Source organism: Aeromonas sp. SE22, from assembly GCF_038739755.1.
In the GTDB taxonomy this organism is placed as follows: Bacteria; Pseudomonadota; Gammaproteobacteria; order Enterobacterales; family Aeromonadaceae; genus Aeromonas; species Aeromonas jandaei.
Genome location: NZ_JBCGFD010000001.1, coordinates 752,342 through 777,234 on the forward strand (window position 1 = coordinate 752,342; position 24,893 = coordinate 777,234).

The 24,893-nt window shown below is 60.2% G+C and carries 22 protein-coding genes and 1 other annotated feature; of the genes, 8 read left to right on the forward strand and 14 right to left on the reverse strand.

Annotated elements, in window-relative coordinates:
• Positions 1-279: 279 nt before the first annotated feature.
• Complete coding sequence (locus AAHA39_RS03225) at positions 280-1,902, forward strand: acyl-CoA synthetase (RefSeq protein ID WP_320654908.1); 1,623 nt, start codon at positions 280-282, stop codon at positions 1,900-1,902.
• A 96-nt stretch (positions 1,903-1,998) separates the two neighbouring features.
• Here the strand turns inward: AAHA39_RS03225 and AAHA39_RS03230 are convergent, their stop codons facing one another.
• The 9 genes from AAHA39_RS03230 to hisG form a co-directional block, all read right to left on the reverse strand.
• Entirely contained in the window at positions 1,999-3,288 is a 1,290-nt protein-coding gene (locus tag AAHA39_RS03230) for a sensor domain-containing diguanylate cyclase (protein WP_320654906.1), read from the reverse strand.
• A gap of 275 nt (positions 3,289-3,563) precedes the next feature.
• Positions 3,564-4,214: a bifunctional phosphoribosyl-AMP cyclohydrolase/phosphoribosyl-ATP diphosphatase HisIE gene (gene hisIE, locus AAHA39_RS03235; RefSeq protein ID WP_320654904.1), complete on the reverse strand. Its 651-nt coding sequence runs from the start codon at positions 4,212-4,214 to the stop codon at positions 3,564-3,566.
• Positions 4,207-4,980, reverse strand: coding sequence for an imidazole glycerol phosphate synthase subunit HisF (gene hisF / locus AAHA39_RS03240; RefSeq protein ID WP_320654902.1), 774 nt, complete (start codon positions 4,978-4,980; stop codon positions 4,207-4,209). Before hisF ends, hisIE begins: the two co-directional genes overlap by 8 nt.
• The gene (hisA, locus tag AAHA39_RS03245) at positions 4,980-5,741 is read right to left on the reverse strand and encodes a 1-(5-phosphoribosyl)-5-[(5-phosphoribosylamino)methylideneamino]imidazole-4-carboxamide isomerase (protein ID WP_320654900.1); all 762 of its coding nucleotides are present in this window, start codon (positions 5,739-5,741) and stop codon (positions 4,980-4,982) included. Before hisA ends, hisF begins: the two co-directional genes overlap by 1 nt.
• Before the next feature lie 5 nt (positions 5,742-5,746).
• On the reverse strand, positions 5,747-6,388 hold the full coding sequence (hisH, locus tag AAHA39_RS03250) for an imidazole glycerol phosphate synthase subunit HisH (RefSeq protein WP_058059763.1): 642 nt from the start codon (positions 6,386-6,388) through the stop codon (positions 5,747-5,749).
• Complete coding sequence (gene hisB / locus AAHA39_RS03255; protein WP_320654897.1) at positions 6,388-7,497, reverse strand: bifunctional histidinol-phosphatase/imidazoleglycerol-phosphate dehydratase HisB; 1,110 nt, start codon at positions 7,495-7,497, stop codon at positions 6,388-6,390. The genes hisH and hisB overlap by 1 nt, the downstream gene beginning before the upstream one ends.
• Before the next feature lie 15 nt (positions 7,498-7,512).
• Positions 7,513-8,583 (reverse strand): histidinol-phosphate transaminase, encoded by a 1,071-nt coding sequence (hisC, locus tag AAHA39_RS03260; protein ID WP_320654895.1) that lies wholly within the window; start codon positions 8,581-8,583, stop codon positions 7,513-7,515.
• A complete protein-coding gene (hisD, locus tag AAHA39_RS03265; RefSeq protein WP_320654893.1) occupies positions 8,580-9,905 on the reverse strand; it encodes a histidinol dehydrogenase in 1,326 nt (441 codons plus the stop codon). Before hisD ends, hisC begins: the two co-directional genes overlap by 4 nt.
• Before the next feature lie 12 nt (positions 9,906-9,917).
• Positions 9,918-10,814, reverse strand: a complete 897-nt coding sequence (gene hisG / locus AAHA39_RS03270) for an ATP phosphoribosyltransferase (RefSeq protein ID WP_042030928.1) — start codon at positions 10,812-10,814, stop codon at positions 9,918-9,920.
• A 24-nt stretch (positions 10,815-10,838) separates the two neighbouring features.
• Positions 10,839-10,967 (reverse strand) — a sequence feature (His leader region).
• 187 nt (positions 10,968-11,154) lie between these two features.
• On the opposite strand from hisG, the gene AAHA39_RS03275 reads away from it, so the two are divergent.
• From AAHA39_RS03275 to rnd, 7 genes are all read left to right on the forward strand, one after another.
• Entirely contained in the window at positions 11,155-11,397 is a 243-nt protein-coding gene (locus AAHA39_RS03275) for a hypothetical protein (protein ID WP_041207701.1), read from the forward strand.
• Positions 11,398-11,464: 67 nt separating this feature from the next.
• The gene (locus AAHA39_RS03280) at positions 11,465-13,372 is read left to right on the forward strand and encodes an ATP-dependent DNA helicase (RefSeq protein WP_320654889.1); all 1,908 of its coding nucleotides are present in this window, start codon (positions 11,465-11,467) and stop codon (positions 13,370-13,372) included.
• Between the two features lie 134 nt (positions 13,373-13,506).
• Positions 13,507-14,208 (forward strand): tRNA (adenosine(37)-N6)-threonylcarbamoyltransferase complex dimerization subunit type 1 TsaB, encoded by a 702-nt coding sequence (tsaB, locus tag AAHA39_RS03285; protein WP_320654887.1) that lies wholly within the window; start codon positions 13,507-13,509, stop codon positions 14,206-14,208.
• 101 nt (positions 14,209-14,309) lie between these two features.
• Positions 14,310-14,825: a Slp family lipoprotein gene (locus AAHA39_RS03290; protein WP_320654885.1), complete on the forward strand. Its 516-nt coding sequence runs from the start codon at positions 14,310-14,312 to the stop codon at positions 14,823-14,825.
• A 9-nt stretch (positions 14,826-14,834) separates the two neighbouring features.
• Entirely contained in the window at positions 14,835-15,701 is an 867-nt protein-coding gene (locus AAHA39_RS03295; protein ID WP_320654883.1) for an alpha/beta fold hydrolase, read from the forward strand.
• Between the two features lie 198 nt (positions 15,702-15,899).
• Complete coding sequence (gene fadD / locus AAHA39_RS03300; protein WP_108570586.1) at positions 15,900-17,576, forward strand: long-chain-fatty-acid--CoA ligase FadD; 1,677 nt, start codon at positions 15,900-15,902, stop codon at positions 17,574-17,576.
• A 97-nt stretch (positions 17,577-17,673) separates the two neighbouring features.
• The gene (gene rnd / locus AAHA39_RS03305) at positions 17,674-18,786 is read left to right on the forward strand and encodes a ribonuclease D (RefSeq protein WP_042030934.1); all 1,113 of its coding nucleotides are present in this window, start codon (positions 17,674-17,676) and stop codon (positions 18,784-18,786) included.
• A 175-nt stretch (positions 18,787-18,961) separates the two neighbouring features.
• Here the strand turns inward: rnd and AAHA39_RS03310 are convergent, their stop codons facing one another.
• From AAHA39_RS03310 to AAHA39_RS03330, 5 genes are all read right to left on the reverse strand, one after another.
• Positions 18,962-19,606, reverse strand: coding sequence for an MBL fold metallo-hydrolase (locus AAHA39_RS03310; RefSeq protein ID WP_320654876.1), 645 nt, complete (start codon positions 19,604-19,606; stop codon positions 18,962-18,964).
• Between the two features lie 22 nt (positions 19,607-19,628).
• Positions 19,629-20,744 (reverse strand): tRNA 2-selenouridine(34) synthase MnmH, encoded by a 1,116-nt coding sequence (gene mnmH, locus AAHA39_RS03315; RefSeq protein WP_320654874.1) that lies wholly within the window; start codon positions 20,742-20,744, stop codon positions 19,629-19,631.
• Positions 20,741-21,778: a selenide, water dikinase SelD gene (selD, locus tag AAHA39_RS03320; protein ID WP_150997707.1), complete on the reverse strand. Its 1,038-nt coding sequence runs from the start codon at positions 21,776-21,778 to the stop codon at positions 20,741-20,743. The genes mnmH and selD overlap by 4 nt, the downstream gene beginning before the upstream one ends.
• Before the next feature lie 409 nt (positions 21,779-22,187).
• Positions 22,188-23,306 (reverse strand): acyltransferase family protein, encoded by a 1,119-nt coding sequence (locus AAHA39_RS03325; protein WP_320654871.1) that lies wholly within the window; start codon positions 23,304-23,306, stop codon positions 22,188-22,190.
• A 344-nt stretch (positions 23,307-23,650) separates the two neighbouring features.
• The gene (locus tag AAHA39_RS03330; protein ID WP_025201720.1) at positions 23,651-24,844 is read right to left on the reverse strand and encodes a class I SAM-dependent methyltransferase; all 1,194 of its coding nucleotides are present in this window, start codon (positions 24,842-24,844) and stop codon (positions 23,651-23,653) included.
• Positions 24,845-24,893: the final 49 nt, after the last annotated feature.

Consider the following 24,893-nt stretch of genomic DNA (forward strand, 5'->3'; position numbering starts at 1 on the left):
GGCTGCATGCCAACATCAGCATATTCATTATTTATCTGGTTTTATGCCTAGAATATTGTCCGTCGACATTTGTCGTTGAAAAAACAGGCGCCAGAATGCAGTTCGGTCAGATTAGCGTCGTCGGCGCAGCGCCTCTAAGACGTTTTGCTAATACCTGTGGCCATCACTTCGCGGTAGGCTGTGATCCCCGATACGAGCACCATCTGGCAGGATGCCGGACGATGGTTGCCGGCGCTCCCGGGAGCGCACCGCTTTTGCTACCTGCGAGGAAGGAACCCGATGACAGAGCAGAACATCTATCAGCGCGATCTGGAAAAAAATCCCGCCAATTACGAGGCGCTGACGCCCATCAGCTTTCTGGGGCGGGCGGAGCGGGTCTACCCCGATTATCCGGCGCTGATCCACGGCCCGCTGCGTCAGAGCTGGGGCGAGACTGCCCGCCGTTGCCGCCAGTTGGCCTCGGCCCTGCGGCTTCGCGGTATCGGGGAGGGGGATACCGTCTCCATCGTTGCGCCCAATATCCCGGCGATGTTTGAAGCGCACTTCGGGGTGCCTATGAGCGGCGCCGTGCTCAACACCATCAATACCCGGCTCGATGCCGAGTCGATGGCCTTTATCTTCCTGCATGCCCAGAGCAAGGTGGTGCTGGTGGACAGGGAGTTTGGCCCTGTGGTGCGCAAGGCATTGGATCTGCTGGAGAGCCAACCGCTGGTCATCGCCATCGACGATCCCCTCTACCGGGAGGGGGCGCTTGTCAGTGACCTCGGCTATGAGGCGTTTCTTGCAGAGGGGAATGGGGATGAGCCTGGCTGGCTGCCGCAAGATGAGTGGCAGGCCATCTCCCTTAACTACACCTCCGGCACTACCGGCAATCCCAAGGGGGTGGTCTATCACCATCGCGGTGCCCACCTCAACGCCATCAACAACGTACTCTCCTGGGAGCTACCCAAACATCCAGTCTATCTCTGGACCTTGCCGATGTTTCACTGCAACGGCTGGTGCTTCCCTTGGACCCTGGCGGCCACGGCCGGGGTGAGCGTCTGCCTGCGCCATGTGCAGGCGGCCGCCATTTATGAGGCGTTGCATGAGCACAAGGTGAGTCACTTCTGCGCAGCGCCCATCGTACTCAACATGCTCAACAACGCCGATCCGGCCCTCAAGCGCGGGCTGCATCACCCCATCAAGGTGATGACCGCTGGCGCTGCGCCCCCCGCCACCGTGATCGCTGGCATGGAGGCGATGGGGATAAACGTGACCCACGTTTACGGCCTCACCGAAACCTATGGCCCCTGCGTGTTGTGCGAACCGCAAAGAAGCTGGCAGGGGCAGGATGCCACGGCGCTCTCCCGCCTCAAGGCACGGCAGGGCGTAGCATCACCCTTGCAGGGAGAGATGCGGGTGGTCCATCCGGTCAGCGGCGAGCCGGTCCCCCGGGATGGCAAGACCATGGGCGAAATCGTGCTGCGAGGTAATGTGGTGATGAAGGGCTATCTAAAAAATCCGGCGGCCAGCGCAGAGGCGATGGCCAAGGGGTGGTTCCGGAGCGGCGATCTGGCGGTGTGGCACCCGGACGGTTATGTGGAGATCAAGGACAGATCCAAGGACATCATCATCTCCGGCGGGGAGAATATCTCCAGTCTGGAGGTGGAAGATGTGCTCTATCGCCATCCCGATGTGGACGAAGCGGCAGTGATCGCCATGCCCGATGAGAAGTGGGGGGAAGTGCCCTGCGCCTTTGTGAAATTGAAAGAGGGGCGAGAGACCACCCAGGCGGAGCTTATCGCCTTTTGCCGTGATCAGATGGCCCACTTCAAGGCGCCCAAGCGAATCATCTTCACCCCGTTGCCGAAGACCTCGACCGGCAAGGTACAAAAGTTTGTGTTGCGCAAACAGCTGGGCTAGGCGCCAATGGCGCGTGAGTGAAAGCAGCGTGCAATAGGAGCGAGAGATCGGGATAAGTGCAAAAAAGGCGGTGTGAGAGCCTGACGGGCCAGCCAGCTATCGCGCCTTGCTCGCGACGCAGTTGCGGCCGGTCTGTTTGGCCTGATAGAGCATCTGATCGGCGCGGGCGTAGAGGCTCTCCATCAGCTCCCCCTCGCCATTTTCCACCAGTCCGGCACTGATGGTGATGACCAGCTCATCCCCATCGGGCAGGGGCAGCGTGCTTTGCATCACCTGCAGGCGCAGCCGTTCGGCCAGTGATGCGGCGGCCTGGAGGGTGGTGTTGGGCAGTAAAATGGCGAACTCGTCGCCACCGATACGAGCCAGCACATCTTCGCTGCGCAGCACCGATTGCATCACCCTGCCCAAATGAACCAGCGCCCTGTCCCCCAGGGGATGGCCATAGCGATCGTTGATGCACTTGAACTGATCCACATCCAGCACCATCAGCACCGAGGTGAGGTGGTGGCGCATGTCCAGACTGAGGTTCTTCTCGCACATCTCGAAAAAGAAGCGGCGGTTGTAGAGGCCGGTGAGGCCATCGCGCACCGACTGATGGTGCAGCTGCTCCTTGAGCTGGTGCAGTTCGGTGATATCGGAGGAGATACCGATCAGGGTCGGGGTGCCATCCCCCAGCAGGAAGGGTACCTTGACCGACCAGTAGTAGTGCTGATTGCCCTCGATATCGGTCAGCGTCTCTTCTCCGGCTTGCAGTTCTCCCGTTTCGAATACCCGGTTATCCAGCCGCCACAGCTGGCAGGCGCTGGCGGCCGGGAACACCTCATCATCGCGCCGGTTGATTATCTGCTCGGCAGGAAGGCCAAGCAGATCGGAGACCTTTTGATTGACGTAAAGAAAGCGGTGCTGGCTGTCCTTCATGTAGATATGGGCATCGACATTGGCGAGGATGATCTCCAGCAACTGGTGTTGCTCGGCCAGCCGGGCTTCTATCAGTTTTTGCTCTGTGATATCGGTAGAGATGCCGCATAGTCCGATAAGTTGTCCCTCACCGTCGTAGAGCGGTTTCTTTACACTCCAGTAAACCCGCTTTTCTCCGGTGCGTTTGAGGTAGTTCACCTCCTCTCTGGCAATCGCAACCTGTTGTTCCAGTACCAGCCGGTCGTTGCGGGAGATGGAATCCGAAATGTGCAGATCGAAGAAGGCACTGTCATCCTGCCCCTGCAACTCGCTCAGTGAGCAACCAAACAGGTCGAGGACTGCCTGATTGGCATAGGTGTAGCGCCCCTCCAGATCCTTGGTAAACATGTAGGCGCCCGTCTCGTTGAAGATGGATTTGAGGTGATCCAGCTCGTGCTGCAATCGGGTAGAGAAGGAGGGAGCCTTCATGTTTGTCTGGTCATCCTTGAGCAGAAACGATGGAGTTCGAACAGTGACGAACATTTCCATCAACTGCTTTAAATTAAGCACTATCCCCCTCAATTTTCGCGGATTTTGTGAGGGATCTGCGGTATATCACACAGTTATTGTCATGTCCTGATATCGAAGGAAATCAGCTGAGTCCTGCATTTTTTGAATGATGGAAGCTGAATGACAATGTGCGTGGTGAGGAGTGGCAAACAAGTAAAAAGCCGGGGTTTTAATCCCGGCTTTGCTGATGAACACTATTTTTGATGCCGCTCATAAAGCCGCTGCACGACATCTTGTAATCCCAACCCTTCGTTTTGCAGCAGCACGGTCAGGTGGTAGAGCAGATCGGCGGATTCGTTGATGAGCTCCTCCCGATCCTTGGCCATGGCGGCCAGCGCCACTTCGACACCTTCCTCACCGACCTTCTGGGCGATGCGCTTGGTCCCTTTGCCGTAGAGGCTGGCGGTGTAGCTGGTGGCCGGATCGGCCCCTTTGCGGGCTGCCAGCACCTGCTCCAGCTCTGCCAGAAAACCGAGGGGCGGCAGCGGGTGACCATGGAAGCAGGAGGTCGTCCCTTTGTGGCAGGTAGGGCCGACGGGGTTGGCGGCAATCAGCAGAGAGTCCTGATCGCAGTCGGTACTGATGGCCACGAGTTGGAGCACATTGCCCGAGCTTTCACCCTTGGTCCAGAGCCGCTGTTTGCTGCGGCTAAAGAAGGTGACTTGACCGGTACTCTGGGTCTTCTCCAGTGCTTCACGGGTCATAAAGCCCTGCATCAGCACCTCGCCGCTGGCGGCATGCTGAACGATGGCGGGGATCATGCCGTCACACTTTTCCCAGTCGAGTTGTTCGGCAAGGGGGCGCGCACTGGCGGTTGTTTGCGTGTTATCAGAGAAGTTATTCACGGATGGCGACTCCTTCGGTTTTCAGCCAGCGTTTCAATTCGGGAATGGGGATAAGGCCCTTGTGGAACACGGAGGCGGCCAGCGCCCCGTCCACATCGGCGAGGGTAAAGGCATCGCGAAAGTGCGCCATGGCACCGGCACCGCCGGAGGCAATCAGCGGCACCTTGCAGACGCTGCGCACCAGCTTGAGCTGGTCGAGATCATAACCTTGGCGCATGCCGTCCTGATTCATCACGTTCAGCACGATTTCGCCCGCGCCGCGCTTTTGCACCTCCTGCACCCAGTCGAGGGTGTGCCAGGCGGTGATGCGGGTGCGGCTCTCGTCACCGGTAAACTGTTTGACCTGATAGTGGCCTGTTTCGGCATCGAAGTAGGAGTCAATGCCCACCACTACGCACTGCACGCCAAAGCGCTCGGCCAGTCGGCTGATGAGGGTGGGATCGGCAAGGGCCGGGGAGTTGATGGAGACCTTGTCGGCGCCAAATTCGAGGATCTGGCGGGCATCTTCCACGCTTTTGATGCCACCGGCGACGCAGAAGGGGATATCGATCACCTCCGCTACCCTGCTCACCCAGCTCTTGTCCACCACCCGGGCATCGCTGGAGGCGGTGATGTCATAGAACACCAGCTCGTCAGCGCCCTCTTCGGCGTAGCGGCGGGCCAACTCGACAATGCCGCCCATCACTTCGTGGTTGCGAAACTGCACCCCTTTGACCACCACGCCATCTTTCACGTCGAGGCAGGGGATAATGCGTCTTGCCAGCATCAGTTGCCTCCTCTGGTATCGGCTGCGGGTGCTTGCCAGCAGGCGATGGCGTCACCCACCGAGAATTTGCCCTCCAGCAGGGCGCGGCCAAGGATGATCCCCTTGACGCCGGAGCCTTTGAGCGCTTCGATATCCGCGATGCCACCAATGCCGCCGGAGGCCTGAAAGGCGACGTTCGGGTAGCGGGCGCAGAGATCACGATAGAGCTCGACGTTGGTGCCAGCCAGGGTGCCGTCACGGCTGATGTCGGTGCAGAGCACATGCTTGAGCCCGGCGGGGAGGAAGCGCTCGATCAGCGCCTCGATGGTCACGCCGCTGTTCTCCTGCCAGCCCGCCACCGCGATATGGCGATTGCCCTCCCCATCGATATTGACGTCCAGCGCCAGCACGATCTGCTCGGGGCCATATTTCTCCATCCAACTCGCCACCAGATCCGGGGATTTGACGGCGGTGGAGCCAATCACCACCCGGCTGGCACCGGCGGCCAAGAGGTCTGCCACATCCTGTTCGGTACGTACGCCACCGCCGACCTGCACCGGTGCTTCGGTGGCTGACAGCAGTTGGGTCAGCAGGGGCAGCTGGCGCGCCTTGGCATCCTTGGCACCGTCCAGATCCACCAGATGGAGCTGCACCGCCCCCTGGGAGACATATTCATCGAAGCGGGCCTGCGGGCTGCTGCTGTATTCGGTCTTCTGCTCGTAGTCCCCCTGATAAAGGCGAACTACCTGACCGTTGATAAGGTCAATTGCGGGAATGATCATGCTAGTCATAGCTCCAGAAAATTTTGCAGCAAACGGGCACCGGCTGCGCCTGAGCGCTCCGGGTGGAATTGGGCGCCGAAGAAGTTGCTGTGCTCTGCAACCCCACCGACGATGGCGGTAAACGGCTGGCCGTAGTCGCAGGTTGCCAGCGTCGCTTCGGTCACCTCCAGCGCATAGGAGTGCACGAAGTAGAAGTAGCTGCCGCTCGGGATCCCCTTGAGCAGAGGATGGGTCTCGTCGTGTTCAATCTGGTTCCAGCCCATATGGGGCAGGCGCAGATTACCGACCTCCATCAGGCGGATCTTGCCCGGCACTATGCCAAGGCAGTCGATAAGCCGCTCTGACGAGTCATCCGTACCCATGCTCTCTTCGGAGGCCTCCGCCAACATCTGCATACCGAGGCAAAAGCCCAGCAGCGGCTGTTTGGCGGCGCGAATAAGGGGAACCAACCCGCGCTCGTTGAGGTTTTTCATGGCGGCTACTGCGGTGCCGACGCCGGGCAGGATCAGCTTGTCCGCCTGCTCGATATCAGCCGCCTGGCTGGAGACCAGCGGCTGCACGCCGAGGCGCTCGAATGCCATTCTGACCGATGCCAGATTGGCGCAGCCGGTGTCGATAATGACCAGCTTCTGCTTGCTCACATCCATCACAGCACTCCCTTGCTGGAGGGGAGGTCACTCCCTTCCACTCGAATGGCCTGACGCAGGGCGCGGCCAAAGCCTTTGAACAGCGCCTCTACCTGATGGTGGGTATTGCCGCTGCCCACCTTCATCTGCAAGGTGATGGCCATGGCATCGGAGAGGGAGCGGAAGAAGTGGGGCACCATCTCGGTGGCCATCTCGCCCACGTTGTCACGGCCAAAGCCGCTCGGGCAGTCAAACACGAAGTAGGGGCGACCGCTGAGATCCAGCGCGGTACTCACCTCCTGCTCGGTCAGCGGGCGCGCATCGATCACCGCCTGCACCTCGTCCATCGCCAGTACGAAGCCGAAGCGACCGATGCCGCGCTTGTTGCCAAGGGCCTGGCGCAGCGCCTGACCCAGCGCCAGCCCGACGTCTTCTACCGTGTGGTGATCGTCGATGTGCAGATCGCCGCTGACGTTCAGCTTGAGCTGGAAACCGGCGTGGGTGGCAATTTGATCCAGCATGTGATCAAAGAAGCCGATGCCGGTGGCGATCTGGTTGCCGTTGCTTTTGTCCAGATCAACGGCCACCTGAATACGGGTCTCCTTGGTGTAACGCTCCACCGAGGCTACGCGGCCTTTGGATAACAGCTGATCACGGATGGCGAGCCAGTTGTGATCCTGCGGGTGATAGCGAATACCGCCAATGCCCATATTCTCGGCGAGTTGCAGATCGGTCTGTCTGTCACCAATAACGAAGGAGTTGGCAAAGTCGATGCGACCGGAGGCGAGGTACTCTTTCACCAGCCCGAGGTGGGGCTTGCGGCAGCTGCAGCCGTCGGTGGGGAAGTGCGGGCAGATCAGCACCTGTTCCCACTTCACCCCTTGCGATTCAAACAGATGCATCATCAGGTCGTGGGGGGGCTGGAAGTTCTCCAGCGGCAGGCTGGCGGTGCCCAGCCCATCCTGGTTGGTCACCATCACCAGCACGTAGCCAGCGGCCTGCAACTCGCGCAGCACCGGAATGACCATGGGCTCGAAGCGAAGCTTGGCGAGGCTATCCACCTGCTTGTCGGTCACCGGCTCTTCAATCAGGGTGCCGTCGCGGTCGATAAACAAATACGGGGTCTTCATCGCTACATCCTTGTCTTAAAAAGAGGGAGAGGGCAGATCACGCAATACCGCCAGCACGGCATCCATCTCGCCCTGATAGCCGATTGTGATGCGAATGCTGTTGTCCAGACTCGGCTTGCTGGAGAAATCCCGCAGAATGATGCCGGCGGCTTTCATGGCGGCAAAGACGGTGGCGCCATCCACAAAGCGCACCAGCACGAAGTTGCCCTTGTCCTCGAATACTTCCTTCACGCAGGCAAGCTTTGTCAGCTCTGCCTTGAAGGCGGCTTTTTGCTTGTTGAGTTCCACCACTCGCTCGCGCATCAGCTCCAGCCCCATGGGGGAGAGAGCCTGCGCCGCGATCTGGGCGATGGGTTCGGGGATGGGATAGGGGGCGATCACCTTGGCCAGCATGGCGATCACCTCGGGGCTTGCCAGCGTAAAGCCGCAGCGGATCCCCGCCAGAGCAAAGGCTTTGGAGAGGGTGCGGGTCACCACAAGATTGGGGAAGCGGGTCAGCAGGTCCACCACGGACGCATCAGGACAGAACTCGATATAGGCCTCGTCCACCACCACGATGGCGCGATCCCGCGCTTTCTCCAGCAGGGCGATAAGGCCGTCGCGCCCCACCAGATCCCCGGTGGGGTTGTTGGGGGAGCAGAGAAACACCAGTTTCACGTCGGACAGGCGATCGGCGATGGCGGGCCAGTCCGGTTGGCGGCTGGCGGTCAGCGGCTGTTCGACGATGCCAACGCCACAGGTCTCGGCGCTGATGGCGTACATGCCGTAGGTGGGCGGGCAGATGAGGATCTGATCTTCACCCGCTTCGCAGAAGGTGCGAATAAGCAGCTCGATGGCCTCGTCGGCGCCACGGCTCACCAGCACCTGATCGGGATTGACTCCAGCGTAGGCGGCATAGCCGTTCACCACCTCGGCCGGTTGGCACTCGGGGTAGCGGTTGAGACGGCTCCCCTCGATGGTGAAGGGATAGGCCAGTGGCGCCTCGTTGGCATTGAGCCAGACGTGGCCCTTGCCGCCGATGCGGCGGGCGGATTGATAGGGGGTGAGGGCCCGCACCACGCGGCGCGCCAGGTTGGCAATGCTCATAACAAATCCTTCTGCTGTGCTGTTGGTTGGGGCGCGGCGGCCAGGGCGTTCAATCTGAGGGTGACGGCATTTTTGTGGCCATCGAGCCCCTCGGCCTCGGCGATGCGCTCGACGATAGGGCCAAGGCCGCGAATGCCTTCGGCGCTCAGCTCCTGCACCGTGTAGCGGCGCTGATAATCGGCGAGGCCAAGGCTGGAACAGGTGCGGGCATAGCCATAAGTTGGCAGGGTGTGATTGGTGCCGCTGGCGTAATCGCCGACCGATTCCGGTGTCCATGCTCCCAGAAAGATGGAACCGGCATTTTCAAGCAGGTCCAGCAGATCGCGCGGGGCTCGGGTCTGCACGATCAGGTGCTCCGGCGCGTAGGCGTTGGAGATGGCACATGCCTCGGCCAGATCGTCACAGAGGATCACCAGACTGCTGCCGAGCGCCTGGGCGGCGATATCGCGGCGGCTCAGCTTGGCCAGCTGGCTCTTGATTTCCCCTGCGATGGCATCGGCCAGCAGGGGCGAGGTGGTCACCAGCACTACCTGACTGTCTGGGCCATGCTCGGCCTGGGAGAGCAGATCCGCCGCCACGAAGGCCGGGTTGGCGCTCTCGTCGGCAATCACTAGCACCTCGGAGGGGCCGGCGGGCATGTCGATGGCGGCGCCGCGCCAGTCGCGCGAAACCTGGCCCTTGGCTTCGGTCACATAGGCGTTGCCAGGGCCGAAGATCTTGTCCACTTTGGGGATGCTCTGTGTGCCGTAAGCCATGGCGGCGATGGCCTGGGCGCCGCCGATGGCGAACACCTTCTCGACGCCACAGGCGCGGGCGGCAAACAGGATCTCGTCGCTGGCGGGGGACGGGGTACAGAGCACCACTTCACGGCAACCGGCGATAGCAGCCGGAATGGCCAGCATCATCACGGTGGAGGGGAGCGGCGCGCTGCCTCCCGGCACATAGAGACCGACCCGGCTGATAGGCTGGGTGCGCAGCTCGCAGACCACCCCGGGCTGGGTTTCTACCCGTACCACGGGCTGAACTTGCGCGGCGTGGAAGGTACGAATGTTGGCAATAGCTGCTTCGATGGCGCTTTTGATGCCGTCATCCAGCCGCGCGCAGGCGGCTTCAATCTCATCCTCGCTAACACGCAACTGTTCACGGGGGGCGCGCTCGAAACGCTGGCTCAGCTCGCGCAGGGCCTCATCGCCACGGCTTCGCACCGCTGCGATGATCTCTTTGACCACGGCGCCGATATCGGCCTCGTCATTGAGAGCGGGCCGGGTCAGTACATCGGCCTGCTGGGCGGGGGAGAGGGTCTTCCAGATCAGGGTCTGCATGATGTCCCTTCCTTATTCCATCATCTTTTCGATGGGCAGCACCAGAATGGAGCTGGCACCGAGGGCCTTGAGCTGCTCCATGGTCTCCCAGAACAGGGTCTCGCTGGAGACGACGTGCAGCGCCACCTGATTAGTGTCACCGGCCAGTTGCATGATGGTGGGGCGCTCGGCACCCGGCAGCAGATCGGTGATGGCATCGAGCTTGTCTTTGGGGGCGTGCAGCATGATGTACTTGCTCTCGCGCGCCTGCTGCATCCCCTGAATGCGGGGCAGCAGTTTGTCGATGAGTTTCTGCTTGGCATCGGACAAGGGGTTGGGGGACTGTACCAGTACCGCCTTGGAGCGGTAGATCACCTCTACTTCTTTCAGGCCATTGGCTTCCAGGGTTGCACCGGTGGAGACCAGATCGCAGATGGCATCGGCGAGACCCGCGCGCGGCGCCACTTCCACCGAGCCGCCCAGCATCACGCTCTTGAAGCCGAGACCCTTTTCGTCGAAGAAGCGCTTGAGCAGCCCGGGATAGGAGGTGGCGATGCGTTTGCCGGCCAAGCTCTCTGGCCCTGTGTAGGTTACGTCTTCCGGCACCGCCAGCGAGAGGCGGCAGCCGCCAAAATCGAGCTGCTTGAGAGTCTTGACCGCAAAGGGCTGACCCTGAGAAGCGCGGATCAGCTGCACCTCTTCCAGCACGTTCTCGCCGATGATGCCAAGGTCGACCACCCCTTCCATTACCAGCCCCGGGATGTCGTCATCGCGCACCCGCAGGATATCGATGGGCATGTTCTCGACATGGGCGATAAGGCGCTGCTCGCGCAGGTTGATCTTGAGGCCGCAGCTCTTGAACAGGGCCTGGGAGTCCTGGCTAAGACGACCGGACTTTTGCATGGCGATACGCAGACGTTGTGTTTCCATTGCTCGATTTCCTTTTAGTCAAAAACGAAAAAACCCTCGGAAGTGGGTGCTTCCGAGGGTTTATGAATCTTGCGGTCCTTTTGGAAGTCACCAGTAACGTGTCTTCCAGCAGTCAACCTCCTGAAAGACTATTCGGGATGATGATGGTGGTGATGAGTCTTCAGGCTGGTGAACTGCATGTAATCAATCCTTTACAAATAAGATGTCGTAATTGACGCCCGATTTAAACTACCTGCCTTGACGGAAAAAGCAACCGGAAAATGTAATTTGGTCGATTAAAGTTGAGAAAACGGTTTTCTGGTCGATAACTAGACAATAACCCCTTGCAGGAGTTCGTATCATGCCCAGCCAGGACCTGTTGTTCCCCATTTTGCCCCGGGCACCCGCCACCCCCGGCAGCGAAGAGATCAAGCGGGAAGTGAACCAGATCAGCAAGAAGCATCAGCTGCGCAAGACCAGCACTGACAACAGTGACTCCCAGCAGCGCGAGCAGGCTTATAGTCAGAAAAAGCACGATCAGCAGAAGGTGGAAGAGAGTGATCACAAGCCGGATCCCGACCACCAGATCGATCTCTTCGTCTGAGCAGATTATCTGTCCCGCTTTTGCCGCACTTTTGGCATAATGGCCGCTTTGACCGCGGGACGCCCCTTTGACCATCCAGACCCTGTTCAAACCAGATGGCCCTCTGGCCAGCCATATCGACGGTTTCAAAGCTCGCGCTCCCCAGCTGGAGATGGCCGAGGCGGTCGCCCGCGCTATCAAAAGCCATGGTCGCTTGCTGGTGGAGGCGGGGACAGGTACCGGCAAAACCTACGCCTATCTGGTGCCGGCGCTGGAGTCCGGCAAACGGATCGTGATCAGCACCGGCTCCAAAAACCTGCAGGAGCAGCTCTTCTATCGGGATCTCCCGACCATCACTGGTGCGCTCTCCTATACCCCGCCAGTGGCCCTGCTCAAGGGGCGCAGCAACTATCTCTGCATCGAGCGGATGAACCGGCTCCTGAGTGAATCCCATCTGCAAAAGCCGGAAGTACTCAATGATCTGGTCAAGGTTAAGTCCTGGTCCACCGCCACCGACAATGGCGACGTGGGGGATATTCCGGGGCTGCAGGAGAATGCCGAGATCCTGGCTCACGTCACCAGCACCAATGAAAACTGCCTCGGTCGCGATTGCCCCTATTACGACGACTGCCATCTGGTGGTGGCCCGCCGCCGCGCCATGGACGCCCAAGTGGTGGTGATCAATCATCACCTCTTCTTCGCCGATATGGCGGTCAAAGACACCGGATTTGGCGAGCTGATACCGGAAGCTCAGGTCTATGTGTTTGATGAAGCCCATCAGCTGCCGGAGATCGCCACCAGCTACTTTGGCAAGTCGGTGGGCAGCCGTACCATTCTGGATTTGGCACAGGATATCCAGCTTGCCTATCGGGCCGAGGCCCACGACATGGCCCAGCTCGGCAAGGCGGCCGACCGGCTTGCCATTGCCAGTCAGGATCTGCGGCTCGCTTTCGGCGTGGATGGTGGTCGCGGTAATACCCGCGACATGCTGCGCCAACCGCTCTGGGGCCAGGCACTGGCTCGTCTTAACGATGCCATCGGGCTCTGCTATGAAGTGCTGAAGCTGGCGCTGGGACGGGGTGAACAGCTTGATCACGCCTTCGAGCGGATCAGTGAGCTGCGCACCCGCCTTGGCGAGGTGCTGGCGGTCAATCAGACCGGATTCTCCTACTGGTATGACTGCTCACGGCTGCACTTTACCCTCAACCTGACCCCGCTCTCGGTAGCCGAGCGCTTTGGCTCAGAGGTGCTGCGCCCCGAGGTGGCCTGGGTCTTTACCTCTGCCACGCTGACTGTCGATCAACGTTTTGATCACTTCAAGGCCGAGCTGGGACTGGCGGGCAGTGCTGAGCTAATCCTCGACAGTCCATTTGATTATGGCGAGCAGGCGCGGCTCTGCGTGCCGCGTTTCCTGCCCGAGCCCAACGCCTTTGGCCGCGGCGAGCAGCTGGCCAATTTGATGATCCCGCTGATCAACAAGACACCGGGGGGCTGTTTCTTCCTCTGCACCAGCCATCAGGTGATGCGTCAGGTCGCCGAGGTGCTGCGTCGGGAGATTGGCCGTACCGTGCTGCTGCAGGGGGAGGACAACAAGCAGCGGCTGCTCAAGGAGTTTGTCGAGAATGGCCGCGCCGTGCTGGTGGCGACCAGCAGCTTCTGGGAGGGGATCGACGTGCGAGGCGCTGCGCTCTCCTGTGTTATCATCGACAAACTTCCCTTTGCCAGCCCCGATGACCCTCAGCTCAAGGCACGGGTGGAGGATTGCAAGTTAAAGGGCGGCGATCCCTTTGCCGAACTTCAGCTGCCCAAGGCGGTGATTGCGCTCAAACAGGGGGTGGGGCGGCTTATTCGTGATCGCAGTGATCACGGCGTGCTGGTTATCTGTGATCCACGAATGGTCAACAAACCCTACGGCGCCACCTTCATCAAGAGTTTGCCTGCCATTCCGCGAACCCGCGAGCTGGCGACGCTGGGCAATTTTTTTGACCGCAGTTGAATATACCCGCCTGACATATGGCCTGTCGCAGCCGTTCAGGTGGGGGATTGTCGCTAACAAACGATTTGAACAACGGGCGAGCATCTCTTGCTTGCCCGTTATGTAATTGACTGATTTTATAGAGATTGGAAAGCATGAACGAGTTGAAGATCCTGGCCGTTGATACCGCCACCGAAGCCTGCTCCGCCGCCTTGCTGGTGGGTGACAAGGTATTCTCCCGTTGGGAGGAGGCGCCACGGGATCACACCCGCAAGATCCTGCCGATGGTTCAGGCTCTGTTGGATGAAGCGGGGATAACCTTGGACAAGCTCGATGCCATCGCTTTTGGCCGTGGCCCGGGCTCCTTTACCGGCGTGCGGATCGGTATTGGCGTCGCACAAGGGCTGGCGTTTGGTGCTGGCGTGCCGCTGATTGGCATCTCCACCCTGGCGGCCATGGCGCAAGGGGCTCATCGGCTGGAAGGGGCCGAGCGGGTGCTGACCGCCATCGATGCACGCATGGACGAGGTCTATTTCGGTCACTACGAGCTGATCGATGGTCGCATCCAACTGGTGGGGGAAGAGGTGGTGAGTGGCCCGGCCGCGTTGGTGGAAGCCCGTGGCAAGCACTCTGGCCGCTTTACTTGTGTCGGCACCGGTTTTGAGACCTATGGTGAGACCCTAAAGGCCCTTGCCGACGAACTGGTGGTCAGCCAGGTGCGTTTCCCGGCCGCAGAAGATATGTTGCCGCTGGCCCGCACCGCCTGGCTGGCGGGTGAAGTGGTAGCGGTCGAGCTGGCGACCCCGGTATATTTGCGTGACAAGGTGACCTGGAAAAAGCTGCCGGGTCGCGAATAAGGGCAAAGGCGCCATGGCTTTCATGTCGCCTCTGCCACCGAGACTCGCCCTGTCATGGGTTGTGTCGTGGCCTTGGGGCCGTTCGGCGAGAGGAGAGTGACATGTTGAGACGTGCGATGGTGATTGGGGCGACCGCCCTGTTGCTCGGGGCCTGCAGTACGGTGCCCAAGGAGCTGGTCTATCAACCGGAGAACCAGTTGGTGGCCTATCAGCCGGCCCTCGGTGGTATGGAAGGCAAGCCTGCCCGCTGGAGCGGCATCATTTCCGCGGTGCACAACAAGGCGGATCAGAGTGTCATCGAGGTGGTTTATCTGCCGCTGCAGGCCAACGGCGTGCCGGAGCAGACCGAGCAGAGCCCCGGCCGTTTTCTGGCCATCATGAAGGGCTTTGTCGACCCGACCCTCTATGCCAAGGGGCGCAGCCTGACGGTGCTCGGCACCATAGGTAAATCGGTGGATAGCCAGATTGGCGAGCACAACTATCGCTTCTCGGTGCTCAATGTAACGGGCAGCAAGTTGTGGCCGCCGGTCAAGGAGGTGGAGGTTCGCTATGTGGATCCCTACTTCTACGACCCCTTTTACGATCCCTTCTGGCCAAGACGGCCACTCCATCGCTAGGAGCAGGCATTGAGTACCCCGATGCAAGAGCGTTTCGTCACCCTGGCGGATGGCCGCCGGGTGGCCTTGCTCGAGAACCGGCTAGCGGCTTCCGAGCAGCCACAAAAGCCGCTGTTGATAGCCCTGCATGGCTGGCTCGACAATGGTGCCAGCTTTCTGCCTCTCGCCCCGTATCTCGATGATTTTCATCTGGTGTGTGTCGATCTGCCGGGGCATGGTCACTCCGATCACAAAACCACGCCCTATGTCTTTGTCGACTGGCTCGACGATCTTTACCAGATCACCCAAACCGCAGGCTGGTCCCGTTTCACCCTGCTGGGCCACTCCCTTGGCGCCCTCATCGCTTCTGCCTATGCTGGCGTGTTCCCCGAACAGATAGAGCGGCTCATTCTGCTGGAGGGGCTCGGACCGCTCACGCAGCCTGACGAGGCGGCTCCCGCCCAGATAAGGAGAGCGATCCTCAATCGCAGCCGCACCCGCGAGCGAAGCGCGGGCGGCTTTGCCTCCATCGATGAAGCGGTCGCGGCGCGCTGCAAGGTGGCAGATATCACGCCTGCGGCAGCGCGCCTTATCTGCGAGCGGCAACTCGAGGAGCGGGCAGGACGCTGGCAGTGGCGCAGCGATCCCCGCTTGCGGGATCTCTCGCCGCTCAGAATGAGCGAGGGACAGGCGCAGGCGCTGATCAAGGCAATCTGCTGCCCGGTGCTCTTTATTCGCGGTGAACAGGGATTTGCCGAGCTGGAGGCTCAGTGGCAGTTGCGACAGGGGGCCTTCAGGCAGATAGAGCAGGTGATTTTGCCGGGAAATCACCATTTTCATATGGAAAATGGCGCAGAAACCGCCGTTTGTATCGTAAATTTTTGTCAAGTTCGGTAGAATCATCGGCTTTCTATAATTCCAGGTTTGTCATCCCCCTCACATTTTTCCGTTGTTAATTTGCTGTTAATTGATGTTGCGCTGTGTAAATATGGGCGGCATTAGAGTACGTGCTTAAAACAGTTGATTGAAATCGATGTGAACAGGGACGGAGGCAACAGAGTGAGCGCACAGGTGCTAGTTATGCAGGAGAAGTTCGTGGAAAAAGTTTGGCTCAAGCGTTATCCACAAGGGGTCCCCGCCGAGATCAATCCGGAGCAGTTCAGCTCGCTGGTCGAGATGTTTGAATCCTCAGTGAGCCAGTTCGCCGACCAGCCCGCTTTCGTCAACATGGGGCAGACCATCACCTACCGCCGACTGGAAGAGCAGTCCCGCGCCTTTGCTGCCTACCTGCAAAACGAGCTGAAGCTGGAGAAGGGTGATCGGGTCGCGGTGATGATGCCGAACCTGCTGCAATACCCCATCGCCGTGTTTGGCATCCTGCGTGCCGGCATGATAGTGGTCAACGTCAACCCGCTTTATACCCCGCGCGAGCTGGAGCACCAGCTCAAGGACTCCGGTGCCAAGGCCATCGTTATCGTCTCCAACTTCGCCCATACCCTGGAAAAAGTGGTCTACGACACCCCGGTCAAGCACGTCATCCTGACCCGCATGGGTGACAACCTGGGGCTGGCCAAGGGCACCCTGGTCAACTTCGTGGTGAAATACGTCAAGAAGCTGGTACCCAAATATAACCTGCCGCACGCCACCACCATGCGCCAGGCGCTGGCCAAAGGGCGTTATCAGCAGTACATCAAACCGGAGATTGCCTGCGAAGATCTCGCCTTCCTGCAGTACACCGGCGGTACTACCGGTCTCTCCAAGGGGGCCATGCTGACTCACCGCAACATGATTGCCAACGTCGAGCAGTGCCTCGGCGTCTATGGCCCCATGCTGGAGCGGGGCAAAGAGTTCGTGGTTACCGCCTTGCCGCTCTACCACGTCTTCGCACTGACCGTGAACTGCCTGCTCTTTATGCGCCTTGGCGGTTACAACCTGCTCATCAGCAACCCGCGCGATATCCCGGGTTTTGTCAAAGAGATCAAGAAATACCCCTTCACCTGCATCACCGGTGTGAACACCCTGTTCAACGCCCTGGTCAACAATGCCGAGTTCCAGAGCATCGCTTTTGACAAGCTCAAGCTCACCATAGGTGGCGGCATGGCGGTGCAACGCGCAGTGGCGGAGCAGTGGAAGAAGCTGACCGGCACCCCGCTGCTGGAAGGTTACGGCCTGACCGAGTGCTCACCGCTGGTGAGCGTCTGCCCTTACGATCTGAGCGATTACAACGGCTCCATCGGCCTGCCGGTCTGCTCCACCGATATCCGTCTGGTGGATGACAACGGTCAGGTGATCCACGAATTCGGTACCCCGGGCGAAATGCAGGTTCGCGGCCCGCAGGTGATGGTCGGCTACTGGCAGCGCCCCGAGGCCACTGCCGAAGTGATGCAGGATGGCTGGCTCTGTACCGGTGATATCGCCGTGTGCGACGAGCAGGGCTTCTTCAAGATCGTCGATCGCAAGAAGGACATGATCCTGGTCTCCGGTTTCAACGTCTATCCCAACGAGATCGAAGATGTGGTGGCGCTCCATCCGAAAGTGCTGGAAGTGGCCGCGGTCGGCGTGCCACACAAAGTCTCCGGCGAGCTGGTGAAGATCTTTGTGGTCAAGAAAGATCCAAAGCTGCAGGAGGACGAGATTATTGCCCACTGCCGCAAACATCTGACTGCCTATAAGGTGCCGAAACTGGTAGAATTTCGTGACGAACTTCCCAAGACCAATGTGGGCAAGATCCTGCGCCGCGTACTGCGTGACGAGGAGATTGCCAAGCAGTAAGGCGCTGCACCGGCTTTCTGGTGTGTCGCAGTGATGCAAAACCGTGGGTCATCCCACGGTTTTTTCTTTTTGGCCCTGATCAACCGCGCAGGCACAGATGCAATATCAACTTATCACTCAGCAAGCCGAACTTGAGCAGTATCTCGCTTCTCTGGCCGACGTTCCCTTGGCTATCGATACTGAATTCGTTCGCACCCGCACCTATTATCCCCAGCTTGGCCTGTTTCAGATCTATGACGGCCAGCAACTGGCGCTGCTCGACCCGCTTACTCTCGATCTGGCACCGCTCTGGCAGCGGCTTGGCCGGGCAGGGCAGATCGCCATTTTGCACGCCTCCGGTGAAGATCTGGAGCTGATCCAGCATCAGGCCGGCCATCTGCCCAACCAGATGCACGACACCCAGCTGGCTGCCGCGTTCCTCGGCCACGGCGTATCGGTCGGTTTCGGCGCGCTGGTCAAGGAGTTCCTCGGCGTGGAGCTGGAGAAGGATCAGGCCCGTACCGACTGGCTGGCCCGTCCGCTGACCCCGCGCCAGCTTGAATATGCCGCGGCTGACGTCTTCTACCTGATGCCGCTCTACGAGAAGGTGATGGCCAAATTGCGTGAAAGCGGCAAGTTTGCCTGGTTCGAGCAGGAGTGCCACAGCCACTCCGCCCGCAAGACCCAGGGCAGCGATCCCCGTCAGGCCTATCTCGATATCGTCAACGCCTGGCAACTGGGGCGCCGCGAACTGGCCATCCTGCGTGAACTGGCCGCCTGGCGCCAGCAGGAGGCGGTACGCCGCGATCTGGCTCTGAACTTTGTGGTCAAAGAGTTGCACCTGTTCAAGGTAGCTGAGCGCCGCGCCGCTTCCCTGCGCGATCTCAACGAGCTCGGTCTTTCGCCTATCGAGATCAAGATCCACGGCAAGCGGATGCTCGATATCGTTGCTAGGGCGCAGCAGAGCGATCCCGACAGCTGGCCCGAGCCCATTCGCCGGCTGGTGGACTATCCCCAGTATAAGGGTGAGCTCAAGCGGATCAAGGCGCTGGTGGAGGAGAAGGCCAAAGCGAGCAACATTCCGCCCGAGCTGATTGCCAGCAAGAAGATCATCCACCAGTACTTCACCTGGAGCTGGCGGATGGGAGATGCGGAGCGTGCTCGTGCCGACAAACCCATGCTGCTGCAAGGGTGGCGCCATGAGCTGGTCGGTCACCTTTTGGAACAATAAGCACACTTATTGTTGCACCTATGAATCAATCCTCACCCTCGGGTGGGGATTTTTTATTGGGCAACATTCAGAGAGAGGCAATGATGGGGTGGCCGATCTGGCCAAGCGATCAATTTGGCTGCTGCTAGAGATGGGAGGAGTGAAGAAGGCAGCGGAACACCGCTGCCTTTTTTGATCACCAGAGAGGCTGGGTCAGGTAGGGGTTGCTCGCCTTCTCGCGGCCGAAGGTGGAGCTGGGGCCATGGCCCGGGATAAAGACGATCTCGTCACCCAGTGGCAGCAGGGCCTCGGTGATCGACTTTATCAGCGTCCCGTGATCGCCACGGGGGAAGTCGGTGCGGCCGATGCTGCCGGCAAAGAGCACGTCGCCAACCCAGGCGAGCTGCTCGGCTTGGGAGAGCAGCACGATATGGCCCGGGGTGTGGCCGGGGCAGAAGTAGACATCCAGCTCGCACTGGCCAAGCTGCACCTTGTCACCCTGCTCAAGCCAGCGATCCGGCGTGAACGCGGGGGTATGGGCGAAGCCGAACATCTGGCTCTGCTGGGGTAGCATGTCGAGCCAGAAGGCGTCTTCCTTATGGGGGCCGGTGATGGCGACGCCGGTTTTTTCCCGCAACTCGGCGGCGGCACCGACGTGATCCAGATGACCGTGGGTCAGCAGGATGTGGGTCAGGGTCAGGCCGCGTTTGGCGATGGCGGCCAGCAGCTTGTCCGCTTCGCCGCCCGGATCGATCAGGGCCGCCTGATGGGTCTCGTCACACCAGATGAGGGAGCAGTTCTGGGCGAACTGGGTGACCGGGATCACCTCGAATTTCAACATAGAGTTCCTCTCTTGGGATGGGTCAGCCGCGCAGCGCGCTGGCATGCTGCTCGGCGAAATAGTCGAGGCAGGCCTGCTTGTCACCGCGAAACACGATGCGCTCCTGCTTGTTGCCAAGCTGGTAGAGATACATGGGGTCGTAGTAGCGGGTCAGCAGCAAGGTGATCCAGGCCAGATGCAGCGCGGTATCACCGCTCTTCTCCTGCTCGGTGAGGGCGGTCTGCATCAGGGCATCCAGCTCGCGGTGGGCCTGATCGCCAAGACGGCGCTTGAGGCGGGCCAGCGCATCGGTGAGGTAGGCAGCAAACAGTGGCCATCCCTCTTCTTGGCCATACATGGCTTGATAGCGCAGCCAGAGATCGTGCACGTAATCTTCGCGGATCTGCTCGGCCCGATCGATTTGCGGAACATCCACCACCACCAGCGGTGCCTGACTCATGGCCTCATGGAGGGAGAGGGGCAGGCAGCAGCGGCCAATCAGCCGGCTCTCGTCCTCGACCACGAAGGCGTGTTCGCCGCGATGGCGGCGCTTGAGCAGTTCGATGGCGAGGTTGTTTTCAAAGTTGATGTTGCTGGGCTGGCCGCCAGGCAGCTGACCGAAGGAGGAGCCCCTGTGATGGGCATGCCCCTCCAGATCCACCGCCTGGGTCACCTGATCGAGCATGTGGGTCTTGCCGGAGCCGGTCATGCCGGTGAGCACAGTCCAGTGACACTCGGCAGAGGCCTTGTCCTGGGTGTCGATCAGAAAACGGCGCAGCTCCTTGTAGCCACCGGCGACGCGGGGGCGAGTCACCCCCGCATCAGCCAGCCACTGTTGTACGGTTTGCGAGCGCAGGCCGCCGCGAAAGCAGTAGAGTACGGCATCGGGCTGCTGGCGCAATTGCGCCAGCCAGCCTTCGAGTCGCTCGGCACGTACTGCTCCCCCCACCAGCTTGTGTCCAAGCTCAATGGCGGCGGCCTGACCCTGCTTCTTGAAGCAGGTCCCCACCTGGGCGCGCTCATCGTCTGTCATCAAGGGCAGATTGGTCGAGCAGGGGAAGGCCCCCTCCTTGAACTCGATGGGGGCGCGCACATCAATCAACGGCACATTGTCCAAAAAGAGTTGGGCGTAGTCCGTGGCCAGTGGCAATTCACTCATTGGACAATCTCGATAAAGCGGGAGCCCTCAAGGGGCTTGATCTGGCCGATGGGCGAGAGCGCAAGGCCAGCTTCGCGCGCGATGGCGAGCAGCTCGGCTTCGCTCTCTTTACCCACTGCGACCAGCAGGCCGCCGCTGGTTTGCGGATCGCACATGATGTTGCGGGTGCGATCGTCCATGGCATCGAGCTTGTGTCCGTAGGAGTCGTGATTGCGCAGGGTCCCACCCGGGACGCAGCCCTCGGCGAGGTAGTAATCCACTTCGTCCAGCAGCGGCAGTGCCTTGAAGTCGAGGCGGGCGCTGACATTGGATCCTTCGCACATCTCCAGCAGATGGCCAGCCAGACCAAAACCGGTCACGTCGGTCATGGCGTGGACACCCGGTAGCTCGGCAAAGCGTTGACCGATCTTGTTGAGGGTGCACATGGCGTTGGGGGCCAGTTGCTCGTGTTCCGGCTTAAGCTTGCCCTTCTTCTGGGCGGTGGTGAGGATGCCGATACCGAGGGGCTTGGTCAGATAGAGGGTGTCACCCACCTTGGCGGTATCGTTCTGCTTGATGGCGTTGAGAGGCACGATACCGGTGACCGCAAGGCCGAAGATGGGCTCGGGGGCATCGATACTGTGACCCCCGGCCAGCGAAATCCCCGCTTCGTGGCACACCTGACGGCCGCCGTCGATCACCTGCTGGGCCACTTCCGGCGCCAGGGTATTGATGGGCCAGCCGAGGATGGCGATGGCAACGATAGGCTTGCCGCCCATGGCGTAGATATCGCTGATGGCATTGGTGGCGGCGATGCGGCCAAAGGTGAAGGGGTCATCGACGATGGGCATGAAGAAGTCGGTGGTGGAGACAATGCCCTGACCGTTGCCGATATCGACCACGGCCGCGTCATCCTTGCTGCTGTTGCCAACGATCAGGGTCGGGTCGTTGAAGCCCGGGATCTGGCTCTTGAGAATGGTGTCGAGCACCTTGGGAGAGATTTTGCAGCCACAGCCAGCGCCGTGGCTGTATTGGGTCAGACGAATGGAAGACATACTTACCCCTTGTTTGTGCACCGTGTGCAGAGGCTCTGTGGGAGCCATCTTGGTCAATGCGCGGCCATCTACCGTCATGTAAAGAGCCGCAAAAATAGGTGGCCTTGGCTGCTTCTGGAAGCAGTGATGTCAGGCAGTCACGCAGGGCTGCCGGGTAGGACGGGGAAGAAGAGGCGACAGATGCGCCAACACAGCCCCGCCAAGGGCCACAGGACAGGGCATTATGCCACAAATGCCCCCTCTGGTTCGAACAGGAATTCACACAAAGCGAAGGGGATTGGCGGGTGGAGGGTTAGGGAGGAGGGCGCTGGCATGAGCCGCTCAGTTATCGGCAGGGGGTGAGCTCTCGTGGATTTGCCCCGCAGAGGTTGGCTTGACCTCTGCGGGGCAATCAGCGGGCGAAAGCAGATTAGCCGGCTTGCTCCAGCACCGGCTGGCGAGCCTTGCCCCAGCGGCGCAGGCGCCGTTGCAGTGGCCGCTCCAGCAGGTTGTAGCTCAACGCCGAGAGCCCGATCAGCACCGCCAGCATCAGCAAGGTTGCTACCACCCCCAGCAGCGGGTTGGTCTGGCCATACCACCACTCGGTGATCCCCGGCGCCAGATAGTGGATGAGCTCGCACCCGGTGAGCAGCACCAGCGCATGGAGCAGGTAGATGGAGTAGGAGAGATCCCCCAGCCAGTTGGTGAAGCGGTTATCCAGGAGGTGCAGCAGCGGGCTTTGGCGATTGCCTTGGCAGGCGGCAATCCAGATCAGCAGCACGTAGGAGCCGATCAGCAGCGGCAGATCATGCTTCATCATGGGCAAGCCTTTTGCTGCCTTGACCCTTGGCAGCAGCCAGAGGCCGAGCACAAATTCACTCACCCCGCGCCCCACCGCCAGCGCGCCGCTGGTGACATCCAGGGTGCCGCGACTGTGCACGATAAAGGCCAGCACCGTCAGCGCCAGCAGGGGGGCGAGATGACTCCAGCGACTGCGGGTGACCGCCAGTGGAATAAGCAGCGGGAACAGCAGGTAGCTGATCCACTCCACGCTGAGCGACCAGGCGGCGAAGTTCCAGGTCAGCCCGTGATCGGTCACCACCTGCAGCAGCAGGAAGGCGCTCGGCAGCGCCTCGGCCGGGGTGAAGGGGGAGCCGAAGGGGGGCATCCCTTCCCACTCCCACATCTTGAACAAGGGGCCGGCGTAGAAGCCCACCCCGTGCTGCGCCTTGTAAAGCTCCCAGCCGACCAGCAGTAGCAGGGTGACGAGGTAGAGGGGGTAGACGCGGGTCAGCCGCAGCCAGAGAAAACGGCCATAGCTCACGGTGCGAGGCGTGCGGGTAAAGGCCTCTCCATAGACATGGGCCAGCACCACGCCGCTCAAAATAAAGAACAGATCGACCCAGAGGTAGCCATTCTCGATGAGTTGGGTGTGGCCTGCGATCGACTCCATCCACTGGGGAAAGAGCAGCAAGCGGGCATGGAACAGCACCACCATCAGGGCAGCGAAGCCCCGCAGCGGCGTTAACAGCGGCAATGATTGATTCATAACGGGATCCCTTGTGATGTTCAGCTTGGCCTGACATCGATTTTTGTTGTTGTACCGTCCATCAATCCTGATAGGACGGTTGCCCCGGCTTGGCTGCCGCAGGCGGGATCACACTACGGAAAAGAGAGTCATACGGGTGTGATTTAAATCATAAATGTGCAGTTATTGTGCAAAAAATTTAAACAGGTAAAGACGTGGGACGCAGGCAGGGAAAGAGGAGGAGAGAGAACACCCATAAAGCAGAGAGGGTGGTCAACGGTGCGAGGGTCAGGTCTATAGGCGTTAAGCAAAACAATCAGGCCCGCAAGGGGCCTGATTGATCACAAGGGGAGGGTGGTTGCCGATCAGCGGGCGCGTACCACCAGCCCCTTGAGGTAGAAGCCTTCCGGATAGGCGGTACCGATAGGGTGATCAGAGGCCTGGGAGAGCAGCTCCAGGATCTGGGCATCGCGACCGGCATCGAGCGCCGCATCGGCAACGATCTTCTGGAACAGGCTCTGCTCCATCAGGCCGGAGCAGGAGTAGGTCAAGAGCACGCCACCCGGTGCCAGCAGCTGGAACGCCAGCATGTTGATGTCCTTGTAGCCGCGGCAGGCACCCAGCAGCTGTGCCTTGCTCTCGGCGAACTTGGGTGGATCCAGCACGATGACGTCGAACTTCTCGCCCTTCTCGCGATATTCACGCAGCAGCTTGAACACGTCGTGACGGACGAACTGGGTATTGCTGGTATCCAGCCCGTTCAGCTCGGCATTCTGGCGGGCAATATCCAGCGCATTCTGGGAGAGGTCGACGTTGACCACTTCCTTGGCGCCACCCTTGAGGGCATAGACGCCAAACCCACCGGTGTAGCAGAAGCAGTTGAGCACCCGCTTGCCTTCGGTGTACTTGGCGGCAGCCTGACGGTTATCCCGCTGATCCAGATAGAAACCGGTTTTGTGGCCGTTGCGAATATCCACCAGGATCTTGACGCCGCCATTCTCCTCGATGACCACCGGCTCGTTCGGGGTCTCGCCATAGATGACGCCGGTGCGCTCTTTCAGCCCTTCCTTCTTGCGCACTGCTACATCGGAGCGCTCATAGATGCTGCACTCGGGGTAGAGGGTACGCAGTGCTTGCGTTATCAGCTCACGCTGGAACTCGGCACCGGCGGAGAGAATTTGGCACACCAGAAAATCGGCGTAACGATCGATGGTCAGACCCGGCAGACCGTCGGATTCGGCAGCGCAGAGGCGATAACCGGTGAGGCCCTGACGCTTGATGAGCCCGTCGCGGGACTCTTGCGCATATTTGAGGCGACGGATGAAGAAGTCGAGATCGACGGTCTCATCCTTGTCGAAGGTCCAGACCCGGGCACGGATCTGGGAACTGCCCGACCAGGCGCCACGAGCAAGCCATTTGCCGTCATGGGTGAGGATCTCGACGGTATCGCCGTCAATGGGGTTGCCCTGAACCCGCTCAATCCCCTTGGAGAAGATCCAGGGGTGGCGACGCAGCAGGGATTTTTCGCGGCCTTTGACGAGATAGATGGAAGCGCTCATGGATGTTTGCCAGATGGTCAAAAGAAAAGGGGCCACATTCTATGTGGCC

Excerpts from the sequence above, each read along its gene's own strand:
- hisA (WP_320654900.1), bottom strand. The coding sequence starts at position 5,741 with ATGATCATTCCCGCAATTGACCTTATCAACGGTCAGGTAGTTCGCCTT.
- AAHA39_RS03290 (WP_320654885.1), top strand. The coding sequence starts at position 14,310 with ATGTTGAGACGTGCGATGGTGATTGGGGCGACCGCCCTGTTGCTCGGG.
- hisB (WP_320654897.1), bottom strand. The coding sequence starts at position 7,497 with ATGAAGACCCCGTATTTGTTTATCGACCGCGACGGCACCCTGATTGAA.
- AAHA39_RS03275 (WP_041207701.1), top strand. The coding sequence starts at position 11,155 with ATGCCCAGCCAGGACCTGTTGTTCCCCATTTTGCCCCGGGCACCCGCC.
- hisG (WP_042030928.1), bottom strand. The coding sequence starts at position 10,814 with ATGGAAACACAACGTCTGCGTATCGCCATGCAAAAGTCCGGTCGTCTT.
- hisC (WP_320654895.1), bottom strand. The coding sequence starts at position 8,583 with ATGAGCATTGCCAACCTGGCGCGCCGCGTGGTGCGGGCCCTCACCCCC.
- tsaB (WP_320654887.1), top strand. The coding sequence starts at position 13,507 with ATGAACGAGTTGAAGATCCTGGCCGTTGATACCGCCACCGAAGCCTGC.
- AAHA39_RS03230 (WP_320654906.1), bottom strand. The coding sequence starts at position 3,288 with ATGAAGGCTCCCTCCTTCTCTACCCGATTGCAGCACGAGCTGGATCAC.
- AAHA39_RS03325 (WP_320654871.1), bottom strand. The coding sequence starts at position 23,306 with ATGAATCAATCATTGCCGCTGTTAACGCCGCTGCGGGGCTTCGCTGCC.
- AAHA39_RS03225 (WP_320654908.1), top strand. The coding sequence starts at position 280 with ATGACAGAGCAGAACATCTATCAGCGCGATCTGGAAAAAAATCCCGCC.
- mnmH (WP_320654874.1), bottom strand. The coding sequence starts at position 20,744 with ATGAGTGAATTGCCACTGGCCACGGACTACGCCCAACTCTTTTTGGAC.
- AAHA39_RS03330 (WP_025201720.1), bottom strand. The coding sequence starts at position 24,844 with ATGAGCGCTTCCATCTATCTCGTCAAAGGCCGCGAAAAATCCCTGCTG.
- hisF (WP_320654902.1), bottom strand. The coding sequence starts at position 4,980 with ATGCTGGCAAGACGCATTATCCCCTGCCTCGACGTGAAAGATGGCGTG.
- hisD (WP_320654893.1), bottom strand. The coding sequence starts at position 9,905 with ATGCAGACCCTGATCTGGAAGACCCTCTCCCCCGCCCAGCAGGCCGAT.
- hisH (WP_058059763.1), bottom strand. The coding sequence starts at position 6,388 with ATGGATGTGAGCAAGCAGAAGCTGGTCATTATCGACACCGGCTGCGCC.
- AAHA39_RS03310 (WP_320654876.1), bottom strand. The coding sequence starts at position 19,606 with ATGTTGAAATTCGAGGTGATCCCGGTCACCCAGTTCGCCCAGAACTGC.
- rnd (WP_042030934.1), top strand. The coding sequence starts at position 17,674 with ATGCAATATCAACTTATCACTCAGCAAGCCGAACTTGAGCAGTATCTC.
- selD (WP_150997707.1), bottom strand. The coding sequence starts at position 21,778 with ATGTCTTCCATTCGTCTGACCCAATACAGCCACGGCGCTGGCTGTGGC.